The organism is Nocardia sp. NPDC060249 (assembly GCF_042728755.1).
In the GTDB taxonomy this organism is placed as follows: Bacteria; Actinomycetota; Actinomycetes; order Mycobacteriales; family Mycobacteriaceae; genus Nocardia.
The window spans coordinates 34,706-58,256 of record NZ_JBHXAQ010000015.1; the positions used below are offsets into that span (position 1 = coordinate 34,706).

Sequence of the window (23,551 nt, forward strand, 5' to 3'; positions counted from 1 at the left end):
GCGCCGCCGCACTGATGGCCATGGCGATAGGAACAGTGGTGTTCGTCTCGGTGCTGGGTGAGGAACCCGCCGCCGACGACAAAGCGAAGAGCAGTTGCGCGTCCACGGACTCGGGCGCCAGCGCCACAGCACCTGGCACTGTGGCCCAAGGGGTTTCGCCGGGGCAGCGGTCGCGGCCCATGCGCAGCCAAGATGCCCGCGAGTCGTCGGGGTATCGGTCCCCAGACAGGCCAGGCCATCTGGGCGTGGACCTGGCCGGGCCAGAAGGTGCGCCGATCTTCGCCGCTGCCGAGGGCACTGTCGTGGCCGCGGGTGCGGCGTCGGGTTTCGGCTTCTGGATCGTGATCGACCACAACGTCGACGGCGAGGTCTACTCGACCGTCTACGGACACATGTGGGAGAACGGTCTGCTCGTGTCCGCCGGCCAGTCGGTCGTGGCGGGCCAGCACATCGCCAATGAGGGATCGGCGGGCGAATCCACCGGCCCACATCTGCACTTTGAGGTCTGGAAGGGCGGAAAGTTCTCCGGCGGATCCGATATCGACCCCAACACCTGGATCGACGGCGCGGCCGAGCCCGGCAGCGCAAGCCCCGTGACGACGTCGCCGACGGCGCCCACACCGACCACCACGGTGCCGCCGACCGTGCTGGCTGCAGACCACGGAACCGAGATGGCTGCCCTGCCCGAGTCGGTGGGCTCGGAAGCTCAGCTGCAGGTGGACACGATTCGGGTGGCGCGCGCAGTCCACACCCGGTTTCCGCAGATCGCGACCATGTACGGGTGGCGCGAGGACACGCTGCCCTATCACCCCAATGGGATCGCGGTCGACGTGATGATCCCCGACCACACCAGCGACAGCGGCCGCGCGTTGGGCGAGCAGATCCTGGACTACCTGTGGACCCACCGCGAGCAGTTCGAGCTTGCCGACCTGATCTGGCGTGGCCAGTACATCCCGGTCGACGGTGAGAGGCAGGCAGCCGATGGCCACTTCGACCACATCCACGTCACCACAGAAGGTCACGGGCTCCCCGTCGACGGCCAAACCTATGGTGCTGCACCAGAACTCGACGGGTCAACATCGCCAGCTCCGACCTCGGCGGCGTCGACGACGTGTTCACGCTCGGCAACACAGCCAGGTGGGGGGCTCAACGACGACAGCGAAGCCGAACTGGCCGATGGCGCCGTACCTACCGAGTTCGTCCGTTGGCTCAAGATCTCAGCGCGCCAATGCAGCGAGATCAGTCCGGCGCTGCTGGGCGCGCAGATCAAACAGGAATCTGGGTTCGTCGCTGGGCTCACCAGCCGCGCCGGTGCGCAGGGGTACACCCAGTTCATGCCCGACACCTGGGCAGCCTACGGGCGACCGGTCGACGAGGACGGCAACCCCACCGGACCGGCAGGGTCGGGCGACCCCAACGACCTCGGCGACGCGGTGATGGCGCAAGGCGCCTACATGTGCGACTTGGCCGAACAGCTACGCCCCAGCCTGGCCTCCGGCGCCGTCCAGGGCGATCCGACCGAACTGATGCTCGCGGCCTACAACGCAGGCCCCGGCAACGTCGAGTCTTACGGCGGAGTCCCGCCTTTCGCCGAAACCCAGCACTACGTGCAGGTCATCACGACCAACGCCAAGCTCATGGAAGCAGGAATCGCACAATGAGAATCCGAACGATCGCGGCCGCGATAGCCGTCGTCGTTGTCGCCGCGGTGATTGTGGTGATCACCCGCCACATGGTCACCGATCCGCCCGGTCACGACCATGCCGGCGGCGACAGCCACGCACACATCGACCCGCTCGACCCCACCGGCGCCGCTCCGGACACCGTCGCGATCAACGCGCTGACCATCGCCTACACCTGGCGGCCGGGCACAGATGCCTCCACCTGGGAGGCACTGCACCGTGCCGCGGCGCTGCTGACCGATCCGCTGGCGCGTGCCGCCGCGGCCCGCCCGGATCCGGCACCAAAGCCGCTGCAGCAGTGGTCATCATGGGTCGATAGCCGTGACCAGGTCAGCGCTGCGGCCGCGCCGCTGGCACCAGCCACCGTCGACGGAGATACAGCGAGCGTGCTGGTGCGCGTCACCCAGACCGTGCTGCACGCGGGTGGGGCAAGCACCCCGTACTCGAGTCAGGTGATGCAGGTCGAGCTCAAGCAGCTCGGCGACGCCTGGCTGATGGCGCGCTACAACGTACGTGGTGATCTGCGATGACGGCCCGTTCGACGAGGCCATCGCCGATTCCCAGCGAGGTCATACTCGGCGTCGGCGCCGCCGCGCTGGCACTGGTCGTGGGGTTGGTCGTGGTGGCCTACCGCCTCGGCGGCGGTGACCTGCCCGGTTGGAGCCCGACTTTGCTGATGGAACTCGCGGCGGGGCGAGGCACGTGGCCGATGACGGCCACTGCGGCGCTGATGATCGAGTTGATCGCGGTCACCGCCGTCGCAGTCGGGATCGCGCGAATCCTCGCTGGCCGTCGGGGGCCGCAGCGCGAAGTCGACGTGCTCGCCAAGACGATGACCGATCCCGCGACCGTCCAGATCCTCGACCCCAAGTGGTCGACCGAGGAAGCCGCCCGGCTGGCGCCGGGGATCGATGCCGCCCATCCGTCCTATCGCGGGGTTCCGATGGGTGTCACCGTGCGCCGCAACCTGCCCGTGTTCCTACCGTGGGAATGGGTTGTGGTCGCGCTGGCCGGGACCCGCATGGGAAAGACCGCGGCGCTGGCGATTCCGGCGGCCTGCGCCGCACCAGGTGCGCTGATCGCGACCAGCAACAAGCCCGACCTCTATACCCACACCCGCGGCATCCGAGAGCAGATGGGCACCTGCTGGCTGTTCGACCTGCAAGGCGTCACCACCGGCGAGATCGGGCAGGCCAGTTTCTGGTGGAACCCGCTCAAGCCCATCCACGACTTGCCCAGTGCCAAGAAGGTGGCCGCCTACTTCGTCGGTGCGTCCCGTGAGGACGGCGCCAAAGTCGACTCCTATTTCGACGGGAGCGCGAAAGACCTGCTGGCCGTGTACATGCTCGCCGCCGCCCTGGGAGGCGGTGACCTGGTGCACGCGATCGAATGGATGGCCTCCGAGCAGGACACGATGGCTGCCCACATCCTCCAGATCCATGGTGAAGACGCAGCGGGGCGCACGCTGACCACCAAGCAGGGCGTGACCGAACGCCAGCGCGACGGCTTCTTCGACATGGCCCGCCGGTTCTTGGAAACCCTCGATGCTCAGCGCTACGCCAAGGCGATCCTGCCCAACGAGCGGGTGATCATCGGCGTCGGCGCCGACGGCAAACTCTCCGTGCGGCCCGGCAAGAAGATCCACGACCTGCCCGAGTTCGATCCGGTCTCCTTCGCACTGGGCCACGACACCCTCTACGCGCTGAGCCGTGAAGGGCCCGATTCCGCGACCGCGCTCAACACCGCGCTCGTCGGGCAGGTCCTCGACCAAGCCGAAGCCGCCGGCGCGCGCACCAAGCACGGACGACTGCCAGTGCCGTTGGTCGCGGTGCTCGACGAGGCCGCCAACGTCTGCAGACTGCAGAGTTTGCCGGATCAGTACAGCCACTTCGGTTCACGCGGCATCTTGCCGATCACCATCCTGCAGTCCCCATCCCAGGGCGAATCGGTCTGGGGCAAAGTCAAGTTCCAGATCATGCTCGATGCCTGCAATGGCATCTGGTACGGCGGCAACATCACCGACCGCGAGTTTCTCGACAACATCTCGAACCTCGTCGGCGAGCACGTCGTGCGCCATGACTCCACCTCGACACCGACAGGCTGGTTCTCCGGGGGGAGCGCCTCACGCAGCTCGTCGTGGCAGAACGAACGGATCCTGACTCCCGACAAGCTGGCCGCGATGCCGTCGGACCGGGCGCTGATGATGCTGCCCAGTTCCAAGCCGCTGCTGTTGCGCAAATCCTATTGGTCCCAAGGCCCGTTCGCTGAGCAGATCCGCGCCTCCATCGACGACCACGGCGCCGACGAAGCCGCCGCGGGTGCGGCGGTGGAGATGACAAAGGAGACCGAATGATCAACACCGACACCATCGACTGGACAGGCGATGACGAGGTCGATCCCTTCACCGATGAGGAGGAGGCGGCAGAGGAGGAGGCGCCCGCGCCCCCGGAACGCAAGTTCGCCACGGTCATCGACTGGGTTGAGGGCTATCTGGTCAAGATCGTGCGGCGCAAGCTCAACCCGCTCGCAGGCAAAGGCCTGTCCTGGGATGAGCGCTGGTGGATGTACCCCGAGGTCGTGGCAAGGCTGCTCGCGCTGCACGAGGCCTGGGAGGAGGCACGAGCCAGCGACTCCGGATCGGCGATGTCCTCGTGGTGGATTCAGCACCTGGAACCGCATCTGCGCGTGATCCTCGACGGCGACACCGGACCGATGTCGCTGGCCGCCAAAGACAGCGGGTTCCACGGGCATCCGCCGATGCCGATCTCAGCCGTACCGGATGAACTGCGTCCCTACCTCGTTTCGCCGGGGAAACAGTGAGCCACAACCTGATCGCGGCCGCCATCGCCACCGTGCTGGTGACGATGATCGTGGTGATGCTGGCCGTGGCTCACTTCGGCGCGCCTACGCGCCGACCGCCGGCCCGCCCGCAGCTGGTCCCTCCAGACCTGGGTCCGGTTCCACCCATGGTGAAGACGATAACGGGTTGCCGGATTCCCGTTGGGGACGTGGATCGGTGTTCGGCCTGACTGCGGTACCCACCGCGCCGAGGGCATCGATCACGCCCGCGTACTCGCCCGGCACGGACTGGCCATGGTGCGCGTTCGCCGCTTGCGTCTGCTGAAACACTCGAGGATCGGTGATCGCCTGCCACAGCGCCTGTTTGGGGATGGCGCCGCTGGCGACCGAATCCAGGATCACCCTGGCCCTGGTCAGCTCGGCGGGGGCCAGAGTTCCTTGCTCGGCTTGATCACGCAAGCGCACAGACTCGGTCCGGATCATGGCGCGCGTCTGCGGATCGTTGTGCCACTGAGCAACAGCCAGCCAGCGGTCGAGCACCTTGACGGAATCGCGCATCTGGTCGCGGGAGGCCCTCATCCCCCAGCCGAGCTCGGTGTCGGGTGCGAGGTACTTCGGGCGGCTCTCGAACAGTTGCCGCGGTCCGTCTGCGGCGTGGAACGCGGGCAGTGCCGCGCGGGGGATCGCCCGTTCCCACCGGGGGTTTCCGGCGTTGTAGAGCTGCGCAGGGTCTGGCTGATACCGCGTCATCGGTTCCACCGCGACCACCGGCCGCGCGAGAAGATCGGCGAATGCCTCGTTGCGCTGTCGGTGAGCGATATTGCCGTCCTGGGTGGGCAGGGCAACGTCGAACCGGTCGCGTGGGAACATCGCGGTGAATGCCGCAGGGTCGGATTCCGGGCGAGGAATACCCATCAGCTGAACCCGATCGGACAGACCGTTGTCTTCGAGAACGTCGCGCCACATCGACACCACGGTGTCGATGGCCATCGGGTTGCGGTCGGGGTGAGCTTCACGGTCGCGCTCGGCGAGAAACCCTGCCCACTGCGGATACGCCGAGCTCGGCGGCATCGGCGAATTCTCGATATCGATCACCCCGATCACCACGCGCGGGTGGGTTTGCAGCATCGCCACGATCGTGTCCAACTGCTGCATGGTCGGGACCTGGTACCGGCCGAAGGTCACCGCCGTCGACGTCGACTTGCCCGAGTCCCAGGCCGGATCCAGATGCGCTTGTGCCTGCTGCCACGTCCGAGACAGCGTCTGGCGGAACGGGGGTTCCATCCGTGCCCACAGGCTGGCGAACCCGCGCACCCACTCACGCGAATCCTCGACAGACCACCTGCGCGCACGCATGGTCTCAATGACTGTGGCGGTCGCCGTCGGCGAGGACCAGTCACCGTCGGGTATCCGGTATGCCCGAGCCTGGGCGCCGCTGAGTCCGCGCCGATAGATCGACACGGCATCGATGCGGGGATCGTCGTCGAGCCAGTCCGCCGACACCAGGGCCTGATCGAATCGAACATCATGGGCATCGTCGCCGAGGTACCGGCCGAAGCCGAGGCGGTCGACCGAGTCCTGGTATCGCAGCAAGGTGTTCAGGCGGCTCTCGGCCGCCGATGCGACGACGTGGGCGATCTCGATCCTGTACTTCGGGCCCTCGTCGGTTTTGGCGAACATCGTGATCAAGTGATCGGCGGTCGCGCGTGTGTCCATCGGGTGTTCGACGATGACGTCAGCGCGGCGCGCATGCAGGTACTGCATCGACATATCGAGCCAGCGATGGGTGTCGGCGCCGACGCGCTCGGTCAGCCCGACCAGGTCCAGATCCCGCGCGAGCTCGGTGAAGTCGGGATAGAACCCGCGGAACATCGCGATGTCAAGCCTCACCGGAGCAGCGTGACCGTCGATCTCCTGCGCTACCTCCGATGCCGCAGCGGTCTTGCCCGCGCCGGCCTGCCCGGTCACGAACACCACCTGCGGGCTATCGCTGGTGACGGCGTGGGACAGCAGCGCGGGCGCGATCCGCGTTTCGAAGATCTCGCGGGCTTGCGCGGCAGGTAGCAGGTACGCCCCGCCCACAGGGGTCGGCGAGGTCATCGGCTCGAACCGATGAGGGTGGCCAACTGCGCTCCGTCGCGGGCAAGCACGTCCTGGACGGCGTGGATATCACTGACACGCAGGCTTTGGCGGCGGTCCTTCCACGCGTCGAGCAGCGGGCGGTACTTCGGATTCGCGGGTGCGCGGGTGGCAGCAATGCTGATGAGGTCGGCGAGGATCTGCATGGCCTGCTCGTATTGGGCGGTTTCCTGGACTGACTGCATCCTGTTCTCCATACTCGAAAAGATATAATCCGTTCCCGACAGAATATCGAGCGCCTATCAATCCGGTATAGATCCGCGCCGACACTTTCGGACCTTGGTGATATCTCTCACCATCGCTCGCACAGAATTGTGTGAATCAGTTCTGTTGACTACAGGTCCGACCTGGATCAGGCTCGGAATTCGAGCCGTACTTCGGTAGCTTCTCATATTGTGCCCAGGAGGTCCATCGGTGCCTGATCAGCGAGTGCTGCTGATGGTGACAGCCAATAATGGCTTCACGCAGCGTGTTTCGGCGATGCTTCAACGGCATGGGCGCATCGTGTCAACCTCGGTCGTCACCACTGGTGAGGACATGGACGCCGCGATCACCGCTGCTGACCCTGACCTCATATTGTGCCCGTACCTGACCGCACGAATTCCGACTCGAATTTATTCGACGCGCTCATGCTTGATATTCCATCCGGGTCCGGTCGGGGACCGAGGACCGTCATCGTTGGATTGGGCGATAATCAACGAAGATCCGGTCTGGGGCGTAACTGTTCTGGAAGCTGGAGAGGAAATGGACGGCGGCGCGGTGTGGGCCAGCCGAACATTCATTCTGCCAGTCCAGCGCAAGAGCGACGCCTACAACGGCATCATCGCCAGCGCGGGATTGCAGTGCCTGCTCGAAGCGGCTGACCGAGCCCTGGATCCGGAGTTCGTACCCACTGCGCAGGATCGAGCGCACCGCCCGGTCGCCCACGCGAGCGAGCGGCCGCTGATGACCCAGACCGATCGCGCCTTCGACTGGGCTGAGCACGCCGACGTAGTCCTACGCCACATCCGATCAGGTGACGGCTTTCCTGGTGTGCGCTCGACCCTGGCCGAGCTCCCGGTCTATCTCTACGATGCGCATCCCAGCCATCGCGAGCAACAGAGCGGCCAGCCCGGCGACATCATCGGCCGCCACCATCACGGTGTGGAGGTGGCCTGCGGTGAATCCAGCAGCGTATGGATCGGACACCTGCGGGCCCGCATCGGCGACACCATGAGCTGCAAGGCACCGGCCTCGGCGGTGCTCGCCGCCGCCGGTATCCGCCTCGCGGCCACGCCGCCGACTCTTGACCCGGCGTGGACCGACATGCGCTACGAACGCTGCGGCGCGGTTGGCACGATCACGGTCGAGGCCTACAACGGCGCGCTTTCGACCGACATGTGCCTGCGGCTCGCCGAACTGATCAGATTCGCCAGCCGCCAGGACACACGGGTACTGGTGCTGCGCTCGCGGGGCAGCTTCTTCCTCACTGGAATCCACCTCGGTCAGATCGAAATCGTCGAGCGCCCTCACGACGAGGCATGGCACAACATCTGCGCCATCAACGACGTGTGCCGGTCGCTGCTGTTGTGCTCGAGTCAGATCACCATCGCCGCGATCGGCGCGAACGCGGCCGCCGGCGGGCTCATGCTCGGGCTCGGCGCCGATATCGCAGTCGCCCGTCGAGACGTCGTGCTGACACCCAGCTACTCGCCGATGGGTTTGACCGGCAGCGAGCTGCACAGCTACACCTTGCCCCGACGCGTAGGCCGCAGAACAGCTATCGAGCTGCTTTCCGAACCGGCACCGATCGACGCGGACAGCGCCGCAGCGATCGGACTGGTCGACCAGGTCGGGCCCGGCGACGACTTCGACGAGTGGGTCGCCGATCTCGCGACGCGTACGGCGGCGCCACCGGTGTGGAACAAGCAGATCAGCGACAAGAGCGTCCGGTTGACGATGGACTTTTCCCACAACCCGCTCTCGGCCTACGAATTCGCCGAGCTGGGTGAGATGTCGCACGACATCTTCGGCGATCGGCGCGGTTTCGACAGCAAACGGGCTGCGCTGATGTTCAAACGGAGTAGCAGTCCTCGCACCTACCACCGCGCGGTTCATCCGCCGAAAGCAGCCTCTCCACGGCGGTGACGATCACTCAGGTTGGCGAGGTCGGCGCCCGCGGCGCTGGGTCGCGTCGGGGTCGCGCGCGACGCCGTGGCCCTTCCGTTCGTTGAGCCAGGCGATCACCCCGGATGTGCGGTAGGTGCGCCAGCGACCGCCGTCGCTGTGCTCGATCTCGGGGTCGGCATCGAGGAGTTCTCGGTATTGAGTGATCGACTTGCCTCCCAGACCCACCAAGCTGGCGATGGCGCCCAATGTTCGGAACTCGTCGGGGCCCTCGGGCATTGCCAGTGTGTCGGGCTTGAGGCGCCGCTCCCACGCGTTCAGGAATTCGTCCAGCTCAGCACGTGAGTAGAGGATGTACCGGTTGCCTCGCCCCTGCCGGGGGCGTGTGCCTTTGTCCTGGGGGAAGTCTGGCTGAGTCCGCAGTGACCGCACGGCGATCGGATGTCGACCGATGGCCGTTGCCCATTCCTCCAAGGTGACCAACGTGTCGGCGCTGGTGGGGCTCAGCTGTGTGTCGTCGCGCGGCGAAGTCACGGCAGCTCCTTTCTGTCCTGATCATGGTTCGGTCGGTGAGACCGGAAAAAGGGGGCGGACGGATCGGACCGTCCACCCCCGCGTGACCGGATTCTATTCCGGCACTTCCATCGCCTCGGCGTGCGTGAGCTTGCCCAGCATCACGAGTTCGAGAGGGCTGAGTTCGTGCCCGAGCTTGCCCAGCAGCCGCAGGTAATCGACGCAATCACGGAGATAGTCGAACTGGCTGCGCTTTTCGGCTGGGTTGTAGCGCCAGTACTTCGGGTCGTTGTTCGTCACCATCATCGCCTCGAGCGCACCGACTGCCAGCACCAGCGAGATCACGAAGGCGCGGTCCTCGGGCAGGGTGTCGGCCAGTGTCACCAGATCGGTGGTGCCGAGCCACTCCTGGGCCAGCTTGCGGCCGTGGTACTTCGACAATGATTCCGGGTCGGCAGCAGTACGGGTCGCGGCGAAGCGCCGCAACCCAGCCGGGATCTCCTTGTCCGGGTTCATCCATTTCTGGAGCTCTTTGGTCAACCAGCCGCGCCGCTCGGCGGTCTCTTCTCGTGCGGCCTGGTTGGTCTTGATCACCAACTGGCGGGCGGCCTTCGCGGCAGCCCGCTGGGCAGCTTCGTCTTCGTCACTCGACGTCGCCGAAGCGGTATCGCTCGACGAGCCGGGAACCAGACCGGCCGCTTCGAGATCATGGCAGTAGAACACCGGCCTGTAGACCAGCTTCACCTCGATGTCGTCGAAGTGCACCCGATCCTCGGTCGCGGCGAACTGGGGCGACCACCGAGTTTCGAAGTCGATCTGGTACTGGCCGAGCCGCTCCCCGTCGCTGACCCGGCAGTATGCTTCGCCCTGCTCAAAGTAGACGGCGAACGCTGATGCGTTGCTGTCGGTGATGAACTTTTCCTGTACCTGCTTGCCCTTCTTGGTCCGCAGGCTCCACAGGCGCCAGTACTCGGTGCTGTTGTAGGCGGGCTCGGTGTCGATGATTCGAAATCCTCGGTCGCGGTAGGGCTTCGCCTGCTCTTCGAACTCGGCGGCGACCTCGTCCTTGCGCTGGGTGATGCGGAGCTGTCGGTCGAAGCGACCTTCCGCCGCCGCCGCGACAAGAGACTCGGCGACCTCGGGGCGGCCTGCCTCGGCGTATTCATCGACGATCGAGGCCTGCATCAGGTCCAGCCCGTTGTCGACGGTGGCGCGCGCTCGTGCAGATCGTGCGACGCGGCCGATGCGCTTGGCTTCGGCCAGCTCGATCGCATATCGCGCGGCGATCTCGTCATAGTCGACGCCGAGATCGAGCATCTCGCCGACGAAGTAGATCTTGTCGGTATCGGAGAGCTTGCGCGCGTGTTCGCCGGTGTTGAACTGCAGCTGCAAGCGAGCCAACTTGCCCTGTTCGGCGCCGAGCACTTCGACTTTCAGGCAGGCCACGTCTTGTTCGCGGGCGGCGCTCACGCGGTGTGCGCCGTCGATGACGTCGTAGTTGCCGTCGGAGCGCTCCATGGCCAGCACGGACTGGAAGTTGCCGAACCGGGCCAGTGACTCGGCCAGGCCAGGGACCAGATCCAGGTTCGTTTCACGGTTCGGCCCGAGGACCAGGCGCTCGACCTCGACCCAGATCGAGACGGAGGCAACGGTGCCGGGGGTCGGATTCACGGTGGGCTCGGTGGTGGTGATGGTGTCGGTCAAGGCATTCCTCTCGCATGGAGGGATGCTGCTACGATTCGCAACATCCCTCCCTTCTCGGGTTGGGGGTTCTGGGCGGTCGATGTGTCCGGTCGCGGCTTCTGCCGCGATTCATCGACCGCCCACTCTCGTGTCAGGGAGTGTTTTCCCAGATCAACCGAGGTGTCCGACCCGGTTGATCTAATTAATAGTTTACCCGATCAAAGGGCTGTAGCCAAATCGAGGCAGTAGGAAAATGGGCGACCGCTGAGGTCGACGGCCGTCTGCGCGCCGACCTCAGCGACAGCGACTAACGGCGTGTGACCCGGAGCTTGAAACCTCGTGGCTTGAGGGTGATTTGTTCGGCAATGTCGAGCTCGTAGGCGGGATCGTGCTCGAAGTCGAACTGATGCAGGATGACAGTCAGAGCAAGCATGATCTCGTGGTAGGCGAATTGGCGCCCGATGCAGGCGCGCAGCCCGGTTCCGAACGGTTTGTACACGCGGCGGCTGTCGGTCTCGGCCAGGTTGGCCCTGAGCCATCGATCGGGATCGAACTGGTCCGCGTCCTCGCCCCAAGCGCCCTTATCGCGATGGGCCTGCAACGTGAGGACGAAAACCCAATCGCCGGGCTTGAAATGGTAGCCATCGCCGATAGTGACATCGGTGATCGCTTCCCGAAAATACCCCGGCGCTACCGGCCACAGTCGCAGCGTTTCATCGACGATCCGGCGGACCGACCGCAATTTGGCCACGTCCTCGAACGCGATGGTCGGCCGGTCGCGCCCCGGGAACCGCTCGTCGATCTCAGCGCGTGCTGAGGCGAGCGCGCGAGGGTTGCGGGCGAGTTCGTACAGAGCGAAAGCGAGGACACCCGCACTGGTCTCATGTCCGGCGACCAGGAACGTGACGATCTGGTTGCGGATGTTGGTGTCGTCGAGCCGTTCCCCGGTGTCGGGATCGGGCACGGTGAGCATGCGGTCGAGCAGATCGCCATGCTCGCCGATAGTGCCGGAGGCCTTCCGCGCGGCGATCACTTCGTCGACGATCGAGTGCACTGCGACGATGTCGCGCTTGTGCTGGGCGGCGGCGCGGCGACCCACCGTCTTCTGCAGGATCGGGGGGAGGTTGGCGTTGGAGTTGATGTAGTGCAGACCGCGCAACATCGCCGCGACGAACGGATGGGGCGTGTCCCGGGTGAACGATTCGAAATCGTAGCCGCCGAACCCGGCTCGCGCGATCACCTCCAAGGTGAAGCGGTTCATGTCCTCGGCAACATCGACCCACCGGTCGGCGCGCTCGTCCCAGTAGTTCAACAGCTCGTCCGCGACACCATCCATCGTGGCGTGGTAGCTGCGCATCGCCTGGCCGGAAAAGCTCGGGGCCAAGATGTTGTGCGCCTTATGCCAGTTCGGCTCGTGGTTGTAGGCGGTGAACAGACCGTCGCGTGCGACAGGCCTGATCTTTTTGAACAGCACACCGACGTGCTTGCGCCAATTCCGCTCGTCGTTGATCTCGTTGATCATGTCGGTGCCAGAGACCACAACCATCGGCCAGTCCACGATCTTGCGCTCGAAGATCGGGCCGAGGGCCTGGGCGTCACGCCATGACATCTGAACCGGCTTGATCGGGTTGCTGGTCAACAGGTCACCGAGCCCCCACACCCGCCACCGCGGGTGAGGGAGGGCACGTTTGGATGGTGTGGTCGATGTCGTGGTGGCCATGCAGAGCTCCTATCAGGCCACGGACTGAACGTGACGTCCGTGGTCGTGGGTGGTGATCAAGCCGCGAGCGCGCGGCCATGCGTCGGCGAGCGCCAGCAGTTGCAGAAGCTCGCTGGTGAGATCGCGTGCTCCTGGCTGGATTTCGGTGCGCGAAGGCGTGAGGTCGAAGCGAGGATCGGCGCCGCTGTTCTTGGCGGTGATGGCCTCGGCGATTCGGCCGGCATCGAGGTGAGGGTCGGCACCGGCAAAGGCGAGTTCAGCACCGGCGGTTGTGTAGCGCTTGAGGTGCAGGATGCTGTCGCGGATCTCGACGGTCATCCGGTGCAGGCGCAGGGCGGAGTCGATACGTCGCTCACGTTGGAGTGGAAGCGCGAGCACGATTTCGGGAACTGCCGCCGTCAGATCCGCCCAGAGCGGATGCAGGCGTCGGCAGTATCGCCCGGTTTGATCCCAGCCGAGTCGGGTGATGACGATCGAGATCAACGGAACTGCCGAACAGCTGCTGGCGAAGAACGTCGCGGTGGCGAATGCCCAGGCCTTCCTGTGCATCTCCGGATCCCGGACAGGACTTTCGGTGAGGACACAGGTCGTGGTTTCCACGATGATGGTCGTCGAGTCGAGCAGGAGCGCGGCCGAGACACCGAAGATCACGATGTAGACCGCTCGCTCTTGCCAGGTGAGGTCACCGCCGCTGCGCAGCTCGCGCACACAGATCCGACCCATCAACACCGACGTGGCGCCGACCGGCACTGCGAATGCGACCCACAGCACCACCACAGGCCAGCCGAGGGCCTGGTCGATGAGCAGGTCAGCGTTGCGTGCGGGTGTCCCCGCGATCATGATGATCACGGTCACCGTGAAGGTGGCCAGGTAGTGCCATCGCTGCCGTGGCCATGTCCGGTCGGGATCGGCACCTGCCCACAGCTGGGCGATACCGGTGAGGTTGGCGACGATCAACAAGATCGCGGCGAGTGAAAGCTGGCGGGCGAAGTTCACCGTGTGGTGGTCGTCGAAGGGCAGTGCCCAGGCCAACGACGTTTCGAACCAAGCTTCTCGCAGTAGCAACCCGCACAAGGCGGCCGCGAGAGCGCGGTTGATCAACCGATCGACATCGGATTCACGTAGAAAACGCCACCGGCCGATGAGCACTACTGCGATGCCCACCAGCATCGGCCAGGCCAGAAAACCCGGGATGGGAGAGGTCATCTCACCGATGTCCGCCGCGGAAGAATGTCGATCGGATCCGGCTCGGCTTCCGCTCAGGCAGCATCGCGTGGACCATCAACAGGTCGGCGAAGGTCTCGGCTGCGCGCTCGCGGTCGGTGCCGTAGTCCTGGCGGCGCAGCACGCTGCGGATGCTTTCTGCCGACAGTGAGGGCATCAGATCGTTCAACGGCAGAGCGTCCGAGGCCTCGGCGGGGTCTGCGTCTGCTTCATCGTGTCCGAGCAGCATGTGCCCGATCTCGTGGGCGATGATGTGATAGGCATGGGACTCGGTCTCGCCGCCATACATGATGACGTCGTCGTCTTCGCGAGCGATCCACAGCCCGCTGCCGGTTCCGCACCCGCTCCCCGCCAGAGCCTGCGGGTCGATCGGGAAAAGAACGATCGGGCGGCCGCGGTGTTCGGCGACGCGGCGCACGTATTCGACCGGATCCCACGGGTAGGGGATCGGGGCAGCACGGATCAGTTCGTCGAATTTCTGTTGGTTCATCGTCACCCCCGTGTCGGCTGCGGCCGACTATCTCTTCTCGTCGAGTTCTGCCAGATCGGACAGCGCGGCAGCGAGCCGTCCGGAATCGATGTCGGCGCCTCTGAGCGCAATGTATTTGGCACCGGCGTCACGTGCGGACGCGAGAAGTCGCAGTTCTTGGTCGATGCCGGCCACAAGACGAGGCTCGGTGCCCAGATAGATTCCGGGCACCGAGAAGTGTTGCGCGACACCGGAAATCAGATCCGGGGCGGCAGTTCCGTCGTCATACTCACCTTGTCGAAGACGGATGATCTCCACGTCCTCGATATCTCTGCGAATGAGGTGGCTGACAGACCGTGCGACAGTCGTGACGGATTGTTCCGGCTCCGACCTCGAGTGAAACGTCCGGAACAACTGGTTGACCCTGACACTCAGGGGCGGCAATGGTGGCTTCTCGCTCGGCATGCGTGTCACCTCCTCTACTGCTCGGCCCGACGCTCGAACCTCTGCTGCATGTCCGCAGAGAGATTCTCGGCGAACTTACCTCCGGCGAGGTATCGCCGATACAACCGATCCTCAGCGTTCGGGTCATCGCTCGCAACGGGAGCCGACAGCGCTTCTCCGAGTACGACCTCCAAACCGGTATGGAGAGTTCCCTGAGTTCGATTGCGCGCCATCATATCTGAGACCCATTGGCCCACAATGAGGTTGACCTCGTGATCAAGGTCCGCGGCGATCCCACGTAATGTGGCAGGTTTGAGTTCGCCGCCGTGATCAACAGCAGCATGCAGCGCGGCTTGGATCTCCATCAGGCTCGAAACCCGCTCGAGCGGTATCTCGACAGACCCGCCGGTCAATCTCAGTGGCTCACCAACTCGCTGCGCATCTTCCAGCCGGGCCGGTTCGGCAGCTTTCCAGTAGGCCGCCGCCGCTGAGCCTGGCACCCACCGCAAGGCCTTGTCGAGTCGGTCGAAGGTGACAGTCTTCGGGTTGGTGATCTTTCCGGCCTCGATCTTGACCATCGTCGGCTTCGATACCCCGCCCGCAGCCTTTATGGCGGAAAAGGACATGTTGAGCTCCCTCTCGCGGCGTTCGTGGACGAACCCCGCGAGGATCTCAGCATGTCCTCGTGGCATGGACACATCGTAGCGATAGTTGACCGAATTTTCTCCCACATCCCTCTGTTCTTGCCCAACAGCCAAGGGTCTTTGGTCATTTTTAACCGAATTTTCTTGCTGGTGGTCCTGGTCGTGACTAGGCTCGGCGGCATCACCTGCCGGGTTCGCCCGAAGGGTGATGGGCGACAACAAGAATCGATGCACGGGGGAGAGATGTCGAAGAGGCAGAGCAGGATGAGTCGGTCCGGTCCATCGCGACGCGCACAGATCGGGCCCCACAGTTCAGAAGTTCAGGGCGCCCGCGGTGCGGTGTGCGAGCGAACCGTCGACGCACGGGGAGAGCGTCGACGGTTCGGCCACACCGGCGGTTGGCGTCGGAGCGGGTTCGTCGGCGACGAGACCCGAGCTTCGGCCACCACCGATGGTCTGCTCGATCGATCGCCGAGCATGACCGGAGAGGGAGCTGAATTCTGATGCCACCGCCCCGCCCGAATCCGGTGTTCGGCAAGTACATCCAGCTGATGCGGACCCGCCACAAGGTGATCCAGGGCAAGTCCGGGCATCGGCCGATGAGCCGAGAAGAACTCGCCGCCGCGCTCAACATCTCCAAGTCGCTCGTGGAGAAGTGGGAGCTCGGCGAGCGACCTCCAACACCGGAACGGCTGACCGCCTTCTTCTCCGAGCTGGAGGTGCCGTACTACTTCCGCCGCAAGATCCGGCAGCTCGTCGGCTATCCGGACCCGCCCGAGGTACCGGCGTGGCCATCGGAGCTAGGAGAACTGGCGCAACGCCACCTCGATGATTTCCGGGGTCCGGCGATGATCCAGGCGGTGCCGCTGCACTACGTGTACGCGGTGAACGCGGCATGCCGGGAGCTGTTCCCAGGACTAGAGCCGGCGTCCGCCGACGCCGATCGGCCAGCCAGTTTGCTCGAGTGGCTGTTCTTTCATCCCGGTGCGAGGGTCGCCTATGACGTTCGAGATCGATTCGCCCAGATTCGGTCGTTGCTGTGCCAGCTGCGGTTGGAGGCGCCCGGGGTTGTTCCGCCGGAGGAGATCGAGGCGGTGCTCGCGCCGCTGCGAGTCTCGCCCGACTTCGATACCCTCTGGAACTCCCAGCTCGGCGATTTGTCACCGTACGCAGCGCCGATCGTGCGCGTAAGGGACAGGGCAGGCTCCTTGTTCCGGTACTCGATCAAAATGAGCCGGGACGAATACCCGCCAGGCCCGTACGTGACCTATCACATGACACGGCTCGACAGCAGCCCGCTGAATGTGAAACAAGGCGTGCCTGGGGCCAGGCCTGCGCAACTCGGTGGCGGCCAGACAACCGGACCGCGCTCGCGACTACTGACGCTGGGTCAACCGGCGGGCGATCAGGGAGAGTGCCTCACTGGCGTCATGGCCGCCATGGTGGCGCGGTAGCAGCCCACTGACTCCCCTCTGCTCGTGGGCGCGCTAGCGGTAGCTCACGAGCAGGGTGGAGCACAGTTGGGTGGCACGTCCCGTCGCGATCTTGTCGTCGATATCGTCCGCCGAAGCGAACGCGCCGGTGACGATCTCGACGACACCCAGAATGTTGTCGTCGTCTCCTGCGGCGGCCGAGAACTCGAAGGCCTTGAGCCAGCCGTCATTCGCCGGCATCGTTCCTGCGTAGAAGGAGCCGCCCGGTGAGCTGATGGTCAATTCGTCAGTGGCCACGTTCAGTGTTGCCTGCCATCCTGGCGCTGGCGTCAACGAAACGAGCGGGAAGCCCATCGGGGCGCCGCCGTGACTCCGGATAAACATCTCGACGACGTCGACCCGGTTCCCGGCCGGGTCTTCGGACCACACCGCCACCGGCTGGATCAAGGCGATCAGCGCGCGCCCGCGTAGGATTCGGGCCTCGGCCTGGGCCTGAATCATCGTCGGGTCATTCGACACTGTCGGCTCCTGTTCGACGGCTCACTCGAAATAGTCTCTCATGCAACGTAATTGACGTGTTGTGACAGCCGGGCGGACAGTTATTCCTGTTCGATCAGGTGACTCAGCATGGAGTCGGGAGCTGGCCCGACGATGATCCACGCGCTTCACAGCGAGGTCGTCAGTTCAGGCGGCCGCGCGCCCGCCGCAGTTCGAAGAGGTGGGCACGGTCCTCGTCGTCGTCGAGACCGTTGACCTCGCGGGCGACCAGGCGCATCTCCGCGCCGAGCAGCTCGCGCTCGATCGTGGTGCAGTCCGGGAGCTCGAAGTTCGACTCGGTGCAGATCCAGCTCAGCCGCCGGTCGATGCCTGGCGTGGGGACAGTCGCGATCAGCTCGCAGACCGGCTGGGCGGGTCGGTAACCCTGGTTGATCAGTTCCTGTTCGGCGTCAGCCCAGTCCTGGTGCTGCTCCGGTGTCCAGTGCGCTCGCGGATCCGCACCCCAAGGCAAGTTGCGGCGTTCTGCTCCGCCGTCGATGTCGTCCACCAGGATCAGGGTCCGAGGATGGCGCGGATCTGGTCGGCCGCGCGGCGTGCGATCGATTCGTCAAGTACCGCGATCGGGCTCTCGGCCTCAGCGAACCAGGACGATCCGACAGTGAAAGGGGCGCCGGTGAGCGCAACCCCGACCGGGCCGAGGTCGCAAATGATGGCGTTGCCACTAAGCGCATCGGAGACGACCTCGACAATGACGTACTGGCGGCGGATGCGGTTGAAATCGTCGCTGCTGACGATAAGGCAGAGCATTCCACCGGGCAGCACCGATCCCGACGGGGCGTTCCACACCTCGCCGAATCTGGGGTTGGGCATCAGCTGGCTCGTGCGCGGCTGATCAGGCTCGCGGTCAGCGCGCTCGCACGGTCGGGGGTGTAGCCCGCGGCGTTGAGGGTGGCGGTGTCGGCGGCCAGGCGCCGGCGCATGTCGTCGGCGCGGACCAGCGATGCCAGGTACTCGGACCTGCCAATGCCTTCCTCGTCCGCTCGGCGGGCGAGAATTTCCAGAGTGTCGGGGTCGAAGCTCACCGACGTCTTATGTCCAGCCATACCGCCAATGGTACCGCCAAGGAAGGTACGGAGGGCGCCATCGGCTGCCTGCCACTGATCTCACCTTCGACGAGTAGCGCCCGATCGCTCGAGTGGCAGGCATCGAATTTATCGGGTAATCTATTTATTAAGACGACTTAAGGAGCTCCGATGCACTTCCCACCAACTGCCACCCCCACCGATACGTACGCGTTGCCGGTCGACGAGCCAGCGAGGGTATGGGAAGTCCAAGCCAACGCTCGGGACGAGATGCCGATGGGTGACATCCTCGTGGACTTTGCCGAATCGATGACTTTCCTGGACGCATACCGCCAGATGTTCTCGAAGTTCACCGAGGGAGTCAGCGTCAGGCCGACCTACATGCAGGTTGTCGACGGATTTCGTCACTACGGCTTCGACCTGGTATTCGACGGCGAGGTATTCGGTGATGCAGAAATCGCCGAATGTGAAGCCTCGGCACCCGCGACTCATCCGTTCGAGACCTTCAATCAGTGCGTAAACGCCAGCGAGTTGATGAAGGGTTGCAGGGCGCAACGTCTATTCGAGAGCCTGCTCGCCCGCATCCGCGCGGTCTACTCCAGTCGGTTCGCCAAGCGCGAGTAGACCAGACGATAACGAGAAACCGGGCTGCCAGCTCCACGCTGGCGGCCCGGTTTTGTGTCTGCAGGGGTAGCCGTAGCATCCGCCGGAAATCGGGCGGATATGGCGTAGGTGCCTGGTTGAGCGGTCGGGATGCCCGTGTTGTCTACAGATGAGGGGCTTCGTCGGGGCCGAAGGAGGGCACCTGATGACCGACTCTGAGATGGGGCCACGTAGCGACAACCGCACGGGAGCGCTCCCGGACCGACAGGCCACACTATCGAGTGCCGAACTCGCGCACGAGTTGCAGTGCGCGCATCCTGTCGGAATCGGTGCGCAGTTCCCACATATCGGAGATGGGCAGCAGCATCACCTCGACACGAGGGAAGTAGTCGACGACGAGCGGGAATTCGACCCTTCCGAGAATGTCCCCGGACTGGGTGACGAGTAATTCGGTCAGCAGGCCGGGTACAGGCTCTGAAGTCTGAGCCCCTGCTGCGCGTTGCCATATCGGGGTTCCGATGATGCCGATCGTGGGAGGCCAAATTCGTGCAGGCCAAACGCGAATCGGGATCGGCGGTACGACCGCCCGTGCGGCGCGGTGCCGGTCGGCGGGAGCATCCGGGTGGTCGTCGGGCATGGTCACCCCGTTCGGGCGGGAAGGCCGATGACCTGCGCGGCGGGCGTGACGGTCGTCCAGGTGGTGCCGGGGCGGCCGGCCTGCGCCCCCAGGCGAAGCACGCTGCTGGCTCGCCAGCCGCCCTTGCCGACGACGTCGACGGTGAAGTGCTGCGCACGAAGGTAGCCGCGGCCGCGCCCGAGGCCCTCGGTCGCGATGCACTTCGCGCTCATGTCCAGGTCGGATCCCGGGCATCGGTGTTGCCCGTTTGCCAGAACGAGGGTGCATTCGTGCTGGTGTGCTCGCCGGACAAGGACCTTGGCAATGCTGGGGGGCAACGTGGCCGCTCCTGGGTCGGCGATCACAAGCGCCAGGCCGTCGACCGCAATGTTGAGCACTTCGATTGTCCGTTGTGGTGGGGCTGTCACGACGGCGATGTTGGACAGCTGGGCGCCCATTTCGTGGGCAGCGAGGAGCCCAGCTGTCGATCCCGGGCGGGCGGGGAGGTTGACCGTCGCGGTCATCAGCCCGGATTTCGATGCTTCGGCCAGCATGCCGAGCAGCACCGTCATCGAGCCTTGGTAGTTCACGACCGCGCCACGAGGCAAGCCGGCGGGCAGTAGGTCGTCGAGGGCGGCGATTGTCGGCAACCGGTCCGTTGATCGCCAGTCGTCGAGGTCGTCGGCGCGGCGGGTGAGCCTGCGTTGGACCAGGGCTGCGGTCTGCTGTGGTGAGAGCCCTTTCAGCTCGGCACCATCGACGCGGATCACCGTCAGCCTCCCCGGGGAGCGGACGAGTCGAACATGCTTTCGATTTTGCCATACGCGGCACGGTCGCGACGCAAGCGACTCGACTGATGTCGTAGCAATACCTGCTGGCAGGATCGATCAGCTCCACCACTCGCTGGTGCGCGAACTCACCTGTACCGCGCTTTCGCTGCCCGGCATTGCGGGCACCGGCACCGGTGCCGCTGATAGCTGTAGTACGTGCCGTGCGCGATCTCAGGATTGCGGCCAGCGAGTAATGCCGCATCCAGCCGCGGCCCCCATCGGCGGTCGTACTTCGCCAAGGCGAGTACCTGTGCCCACGTCACCTCGAAGTGCACAGCCACCGACATCGGGTTGCCTCCCTGCGCGAGAGCGTCGAGGAAACGCTTGCGCAGGTAGGGATCGAACGCGCGGCGCGCGCGGCGCCGCCGTCGACGGCGTTCAGCGAGGTTGTGCGCATCAGCGCACAACACGCATCGACAACCCCGCCGCCACCGCGCGATGCCGTGCCCACTCTCACGGGCTCGCGCCCGATCCACCGCCTCCGCGTTGCTCACCACCTTCGCCGTCGTGCACTCCTCGCACCGGCAGCTGTAGACGCTGTAGCCGCTGGCGGTGCCGTGGACTGCGTCGGGGTGAACGAGGCGACCATCGATTTCGACCCGTTCCGCGACGCGGGCAGCACGCCACGCACGTAGGCGCTCGAGCTCGCTCACAGGTCCTGCGAGGGTCGGCCGGTGAGCGGGATGCGTCGAGGTCACCTTCGGCCGCGCGAGCGTCGTGATAGTCGTCGAGATAGCTACTCATAGCGGTGCCGTGCGGCTCACAACGCGGGCGTGCGCGACGGGCGAACCAGCCCGACCGCTACCAGCGCCGCGTCGTAGTCACCGCGGTCGTCGAGATTCCAGAACCGTTGCACCGCATCGAGAACCGCGTACCCCTGCCCCGGGTGCCAGGAACGCGCGAGCGCCATCAGCTCGGGCAGGTCGATGTCCCACTTCTCGCCGAAACCGTCCTCGGCGGCGTCATCGAGCTCATCCGCGAGCAGATCGCCGGGCGTGTGCATCCACGTCTGATCGATCAGGGTGGAGTTGAGCACATCGCACAGGCACAGCGCTTGCCCACGCGACAGGCGCACGGTGGACAGCTGCGTGGCCAGGAACGCGAACCAGCAATCGAGCTGGGTCGCGGCGACGGTGCCCAGCGCGACGGCGTCGTCGTGGCGGCGTTGAGCGAGGTTGGTGTCCAGCGGCGGGACGGCGCGGAAGGCGATGCGTTCGGAAGCCATGATGGGAGAGTCCTTCTCGATGTCAGGCCGGACCAGCATGAGTACCGGTCCGGCCCGAGAGTGTCTGGGGGAGTGGTCAGTTCTGCTCGCGCAGTTCCTCACGCAGGCTGGTGAGGTATTCCAGGGCGCCGGTCAGCACCGTGTGGCCGTAGTCCAGCGCGGTGGCGGCTTCGGACTCGGCGGTGGCCGCGATCGTGGCCAGTTCGGCGTCGGTCGTGGTAGCGGTGATGCCGAGCTCGGCCGCGGTGTCCCCGCCGGCGGAGTACCAGTCACCGGCGTCGTATTCACTGACCATGTCCTCGATGTGCCAGCTCAGCTCGCGGGGGTACTCCCCGCCGCAGGCCTGCTCGATCTCCTCGACCAGCTCGTTGCCGCGGTCAGTGCTCGCGCGGCCGACGCGGTTGGAGCCATCCCATTCCACCGTCCAGTCATCGAGCACGTGCTGGGCGATCGGGGCGACCTCGGCGAGCAGCCGGTTGGCCGAGGTCGCGGTCAGCACCGGGATGCGGAAACGCAGGGTGAGCCCGTGGAACACCGACGCCGGGCGGGCGTTGCCCACCTCGGCGTTCCAGTCCGCGCTCAGCTCACCGGACTCGGTGTCCAGGACCACAAAGCAGGTCTGCGGCGCTTCCTCGCCGGGGTAACGGCGATACAGAGCGGCAGGGTCGGATTCGTCGAGAGTGCGGACCGATATCGTGGTCATAGCTGCAAACTCCTTTTGCGGCGAGGACGGCTACCAGCGGGTGCAATCGCCTGGTGGCCGTCCGTTTTGGTTTGGCCTCTCAACGATAACACCCTGTTGCACAGCTGTGCAACAGGGTGTTATCGGGTAATCCGTCGAGGTCAGGACACTTCGAGGATGTCGGCGATCCACGCTGGTAGGTCAGCGATGTCGTGGTCCCGGGCGATGGAGTAGCGGCGCTCGTCGATGAGCGAGTCCGGGCCCACGACGTAACCGCCACCGCGACCGGGAATTCCGGGAGCGCGCACGTCGATGCCGGGCCCGAGACCGGAGCGACCCCCCGAGCTCGACGCGATCACACGGTCGGCGGGTGCCCGGAAATACACGTGCGATCCCCCGGATGGGGTCCAGACGGTGAGGGTGTGGGGACGCTTCTCCCCGCGCGCTTTCCACAGCTTGTGCCAGGTCTCGACACCGTATGCGCCGTCCTCGGTGTCGGGGACATCCAGATCGAGCACGACGATGCCCGAGGCCGCGCAGCTGACACCGACGTTGTCGCCCGCGCGCCACACCGCCTGGACCTCGGCCAGATCCCCGCACGCGGTGTGAGGGTCGGCTCCAGGAGCGGGCTGTTTGGTACCCGGTGCCAGCGCGAACACCGACAAGCCGCGGCGCAGGGCCTCGGCCGGGCTCGGCGGCTCTGGAGGGCAGGTGCACACGTCGTAGGCAGTGTCGTTGGCACCGCACCCTTCGCAGTACCAGCCGTCGTCCTCGTCGGGTTCGTCATCGTCGGCGGCGAATTCGTGGTGGCGCCATCCTGTGCATCGGCCGTTGTAGCAGCCGCAGCCGGGGCATTCGGGGCAGACCATGCCGTTGGTCCAGCCGCATTCCTCGCAGAAGGTGTGGTTGAGCGGGTTGTTCATCTCGGCGAGGGCTTCGTCGTAGGTGGTGATCCACTCGAAGGTCTCAAGGTAGTAGCACAGTGTTTCGCGCTCGTCCGGGTCCGGATGGTCGAGCAGCGCGATCGCGTCGTGGTGCTTGATCTCGAGGCGGGTTTTCAGTGCGGCCAGCTCGTTCTTGCGGGCGTGGTCGATAGGCATCGCGGGCTCCTGACTGCGGTGATCCCGTGATTCACCGCAGCAGGGTCGAAGTCCAACTG

Annotated in this window: 27 protein-coding genes; 7 read left to right on the top strand and 20 right to left on the bottom strand. The window is 65.3% G+C overall.

What is annotated here, in order from left to right; genetic code table 11:
• Positions 1–20 precede the first annotated feature (20 nt).
• From ACFWFP_RS31085 to ACFWFP_RS31100, 4 genes are read left to right on the top strand one after another with little or no spacing between them, the layout of a single operon-like run.
• Positions 21–1,661 (top strand): peptidoglycan DD-metalloendopeptidase family protein, encoded by a 1,641-nt coding sequence (locus tag ACFWFP_RS31085; protein WP_379301008.1) that lies wholly within the window; start codon positions 21–23, stop codon positions 1,659–1,661.
• On the top strand, positions 1,658–2,212 hold the full coding sequence (locus tag ACFWFP_RS31090) for a hypothetical protein (RefSeq protein ID WP_379301010.1): 555 nt from the start codon (positions 1,658–1,660) through the stop codon (positions 2,210–2,212). The genes ACFWFP_RS31085 and ACFWFP_RS31090 overlap by 4 nt, the downstream gene beginning before the upstream one ends.
• Positions 2,209–4,035, top strand: a complete 1,827-nt coding sequence (locus ACFWFP_RS31095; protein WP_379301012.1) for a type IV secretory system conjugative DNA transfer family protein — start codon at positions 2,209–2,211, stop codon at positions 4,033–4,035. The genes ACFWFP_RS31090 and ACFWFP_RS31095 overlap by 4 nt, the downstream gene beginning before the upstream one ends.
• Complete coding sequence (locus ACFWFP_RS31100; RefSeq protein WP_379301014.1) at positions 4,032–4,502, top strand: DUF4913 domain-containing protein; 471 nt, start codon at positions 4,032–4,034, stop codon at positions 4,500–4,502. The genes ACFWFP_RS31095 and ACFWFP_RS31100 overlap by 4 nt, the downstream gene beginning before the upstream one ends.
• Positions 4,503–4,586: 84 nt before the next feature.
• On the opposite strand, the gene ACFWFP_RS31105 is transcribed toward ACFWFP_RS31100, so the two are convergent.
• Positions 4,587–6,581, bottom strand: a complete 1,995-nt coding sequence (locus ACFWFP_RS31105; protein ID WP_379301016.1) for a zeta toxin family protein — start codon at positions 6,579–6,581, stop codon at positions 4,587–4,589.
• Entirely contained in the window at positions 6,578–6,805 is a 228-nt protein-coding gene (locus ACFWFP_RS31110; protein WP_379301018.1) for a hypothetical protein, read from the bottom strand. Before ACFWFP_RS31110 ends, ACFWFP_RS31105 begins: the two co-directional genes overlap by 4 nt.
• 253 nt (positions 6,806–7,058) lie before the next feature.
• On the opposite strand from ACFWFP_RS31110, the gene ACFWFP_RS31115 reads away from it, so the two are divergent.
• On the top strand, positions 7,059–8,747 hold the full coding sequence (locus ACFWFP_RS31115) for an enoyl-CoA hydratase-related protein (protein ID WP_379301180.1): 1,689 nt from the start codon (positions 7,059–7,061) through the stop codon (positions 8,745–8,747).
• A gap of 3 nt (positions 8,748–8,750) precedes the next feature.
• On the opposite strand, the gene ACFWFP_RS31120 is transcribed toward ACFWFP_RS31115, so the two are convergent.
• The 8 genes from ACFWFP_RS31120 to ACFWFP_RS31155 form a co-directional block, all read right to left on the bottom strand.
• Positions 8,751–9,260 (bottom strand): hypothetical protein, encoded by a 510-nt coding sequence (locus ACFWFP_RS31120; protein WP_379301020.1) that lies wholly within the window; start codon positions 9,258–9,260, stop codon positions 8,751–8,753.
• Positions 9,261–9,353: 93 nt separating this feature from the next.
• Complete coding sequence (locus ACFWFP_RS31125; RefSeq protein WP_379301022.1) at positions 9,354–10,943, bottom strand: ParB N-terminal domain-containing protein; 1,590 nt, start codon at positions 10,941–10,943, stop codon at positions 9,354–9,356.
• Positions 10,944–11,229: 286 nt separating this feature from the next.
• A complete protein-coding gene (locus tag ACFWFP_RS31130) occupies positions 11,230–12,642 on the bottom strand; it encodes a cytochrome P450 (RefSeq protein WP_379301024.1) in 1,413 nt (470 codons plus the stop codon).
• Between the two features lie 12 nt (positions 12,643–12,654).
• A complete protein-coding gene (locus tag ACFWFP_RS31135; protein WP_379301026.1) occupies positions 12,655–13,848 on the bottom strand; it encodes an MAB_1171c family putative transporter in 1,194 nt (397 codons plus the stop codon).
• Between the two features lies 1 nt (position 13,849).
• Positions 13,850–14,356: a hypothetical protein gene (locus ACFWFP_RS31140; RefSeq protein ID WP_379301028.1), complete on the bottom strand. Its 507-nt coding sequence runs from the start codon at positions 14,354–14,356 to the stop codon at positions 13,850–13,852.
• A 27-nt stretch (positions 14,357–14,383) separates the two neighbouring features.
• Entirely contained in the window at positions 14,384–14,800 is a 417-nt protein-coding gene (locus ACFWFP_RS31145) for a hypothetical protein (RefSeq protein WP_379301030.1), read from the bottom strand.
• 14 nt (positions 14,801–14,814) lie between these two features.
• On the bottom strand, positions 14,815–15,657 hold the full coding sequence (locus ACFWFP_RS31150; RefSeq protein ID WP_379301032.1) for a hypothetical protein: 843 nt from the start codon (positions 15,655–15,657) through the stop codon (positions 14,815–14,817).
• Positions 15,658–15,735: 78 nt separating this feature from the next.
• On the bottom strand, positions 15,736–15,933 hold the full coding sequence (locus ACFWFP_RS31155; protein ID WP_379301034.1) for a hypothetical protein: 198 nt from the start codon (positions 15,931–15,933) through the stop codon (positions 15,736–15,738).
• Positions 15,934–15,950: 17 nt separating this feature from the next.
• Here ACFWFP_RS31155 and ACFWFP_RS31160 point away from each other — a divergent pair, with 17 nt between their 5' ends.
• Positions 15,951–16,877, top strand: a complete 927-nt coding sequence (locus tag ACFWFP_RS31160; protein ID WP_379301036.1) for a helix-turn-helix domain-containing protein — start codon at positions 15,951–15,953, stop codon at positions 16,875–16,877.
• Between the two features lie 33 nt (positions 16,878–16,910).
• Here ACFWFP_RS31160 and ACFWFP_RS31165 read toward each other — a convergent pair whose 3' ends face one another.
• From ACFWFP_RS31165 to ACFWFP_RS31180, 4 genes are all read right to left on the bottom strand, one after another.
• The gene (locus ACFWFP_RS31165; protein WP_379301038.1) at positions 16,911–17,375 is read right to left on the bottom strand and encodes a hypothetical protein; all 465 of its coding nucleotides are present in this window, start codon (positions 17,373–17,375) and stop codon (positions 16,911–16,913) included.
• A gap of 160 nt (positions 17,376–17,535) precedes the next feature.
• The gene (locus ACFWFP_RS31170; RefSeq protein ID WP_379301040.1) at positions 17,536–17,901 is read right to left on the bottom strand and encodes a hypothetical protein; all 366 of its coding nucleotides are present in this window, start codon (positions 17,899–17,901) and stop codon (positions 17,536–17,538) included.
• A 5-nt stretch (positions 17,902–17,906) separates the two neighbouring features.
• Positions 17,907–18,200, bottom strand: a complete 294-nt coding sequence (locus tag ACFWFP_RS31175) for a hypothetical protein (RefSeq protein WP_379301042.1) — start codon at positions 18,198–18,200, stop codon at positions 17,907–17,909.
• Between the two features lie 23 nt (positions 18,201–18,223).
• On the bottom strand, positions 18,224–18,457 hold the full coding sequence (locus tag ACFWFP_RS31180; protein WP_194829261.1) for a hypothetical protein: 234 nt from the start codon (positions 18,455–18,457) through the stop codon (positions 18,224–18,226).
• A 150-nt stretch (positions 18,458–18,607) separates the two neighbouring features.
• On the opposite strand from ACFWFP_RS31180, the gene ACFWFP_RS31185 reads away from it, so the two are divergent.
• Positions 18,608–19,060, top strand: a complete 453-nt coding sequence (locus tag ACFWFP_RS31185) for a hypothetical protein (protein WP_379301044.1) — start codon at positions 18,608–18,610, stop codon at positions 19,058–19,060.
• Between the two features lie 253 nt (positions 19,061–19,313).
• On the opposite strand, the gene ACFWFP_RS31190 is transcribed toward ACFWFP_RS31185, so the two are convergent.
• The 6 genes from ACFWFP_RS31190 to ACFWFP_RS31215 all read right to left on the bottom strand — a co-directional run bounded on the left by ACFWFP_RS31190 (position 19,314) and on the right by ACFWFP_RS31215 (position 23,492).
• Positions 19,314–19,676: a hypothetical protein gene (locus ACFWFP_RS31190; protein WP_379301046.1), complete on the bottom strand. Its 363-nt coding sequence runs from the start codon at positions 19,674–19,676 to the stop codon at positions 19,314–19,316.
• Positions 19,677–19,678: 2 nt separating this feature from the next.
• Positions 19,679–20,425 (bottom strand): hypothetical protein, encoded by a 747-nt coding sequence (locus ACFWFP_RS31195; protein WP_379301048.1) that lies wholly within the window; start codon positions 20,423–20,425, stop codon positions 19,679–19,681.
• A 146-nt stretch (positions 20,426–20,571) separates the two neighbouring features.
• Entirely contained in the window at positions 20,572–21,138 is a 567-nt protein-coding gene (locus ACFWFP_RS31200; protein ID WP_379301050.1) for a hypothetical protein, read from the bottom strand.
• 107 nt (positions 21,139–21,245) lie between these two features.
• Entirely contained in the window at positions 21,246–21,710 is a 465-nt protein-coding gene (locus ACFWFP_RS31205) for a hypothetical protein (protein ID WP_379301052.1), read from the bottom strand.
• A gap of 76 nt (positions 21,711–21,786) precedes the next feature.
• Positions 21,787–22,413 carry a hypothetical protein gene (locus ACFWFP_RS31210; RefSeq protein ID WP_379301054.1) on the bottom strand — a complete coding sequence of 209 codons (627 nt, stop codon included), beginning with the start codon at positions 22,411–22,413 and terminating at the stop codon, positions 21,787–21,789.
• 140 nt (positions 22,414–22,553) lie between these two features.
• Complete coding sequence (locus tag ACFWFP_RS31215) at positions 22,554–23,492, bottom strand: bifunctional DNA primase/polymerase (RefSeq protein ID WP_379301056.1); 939 nt, start codon at positions 23,490–23,492, stop codon at positions 22,554–22,556.
• Positions 23,493–23,551 lie beyond the last annotated feature (59 nt).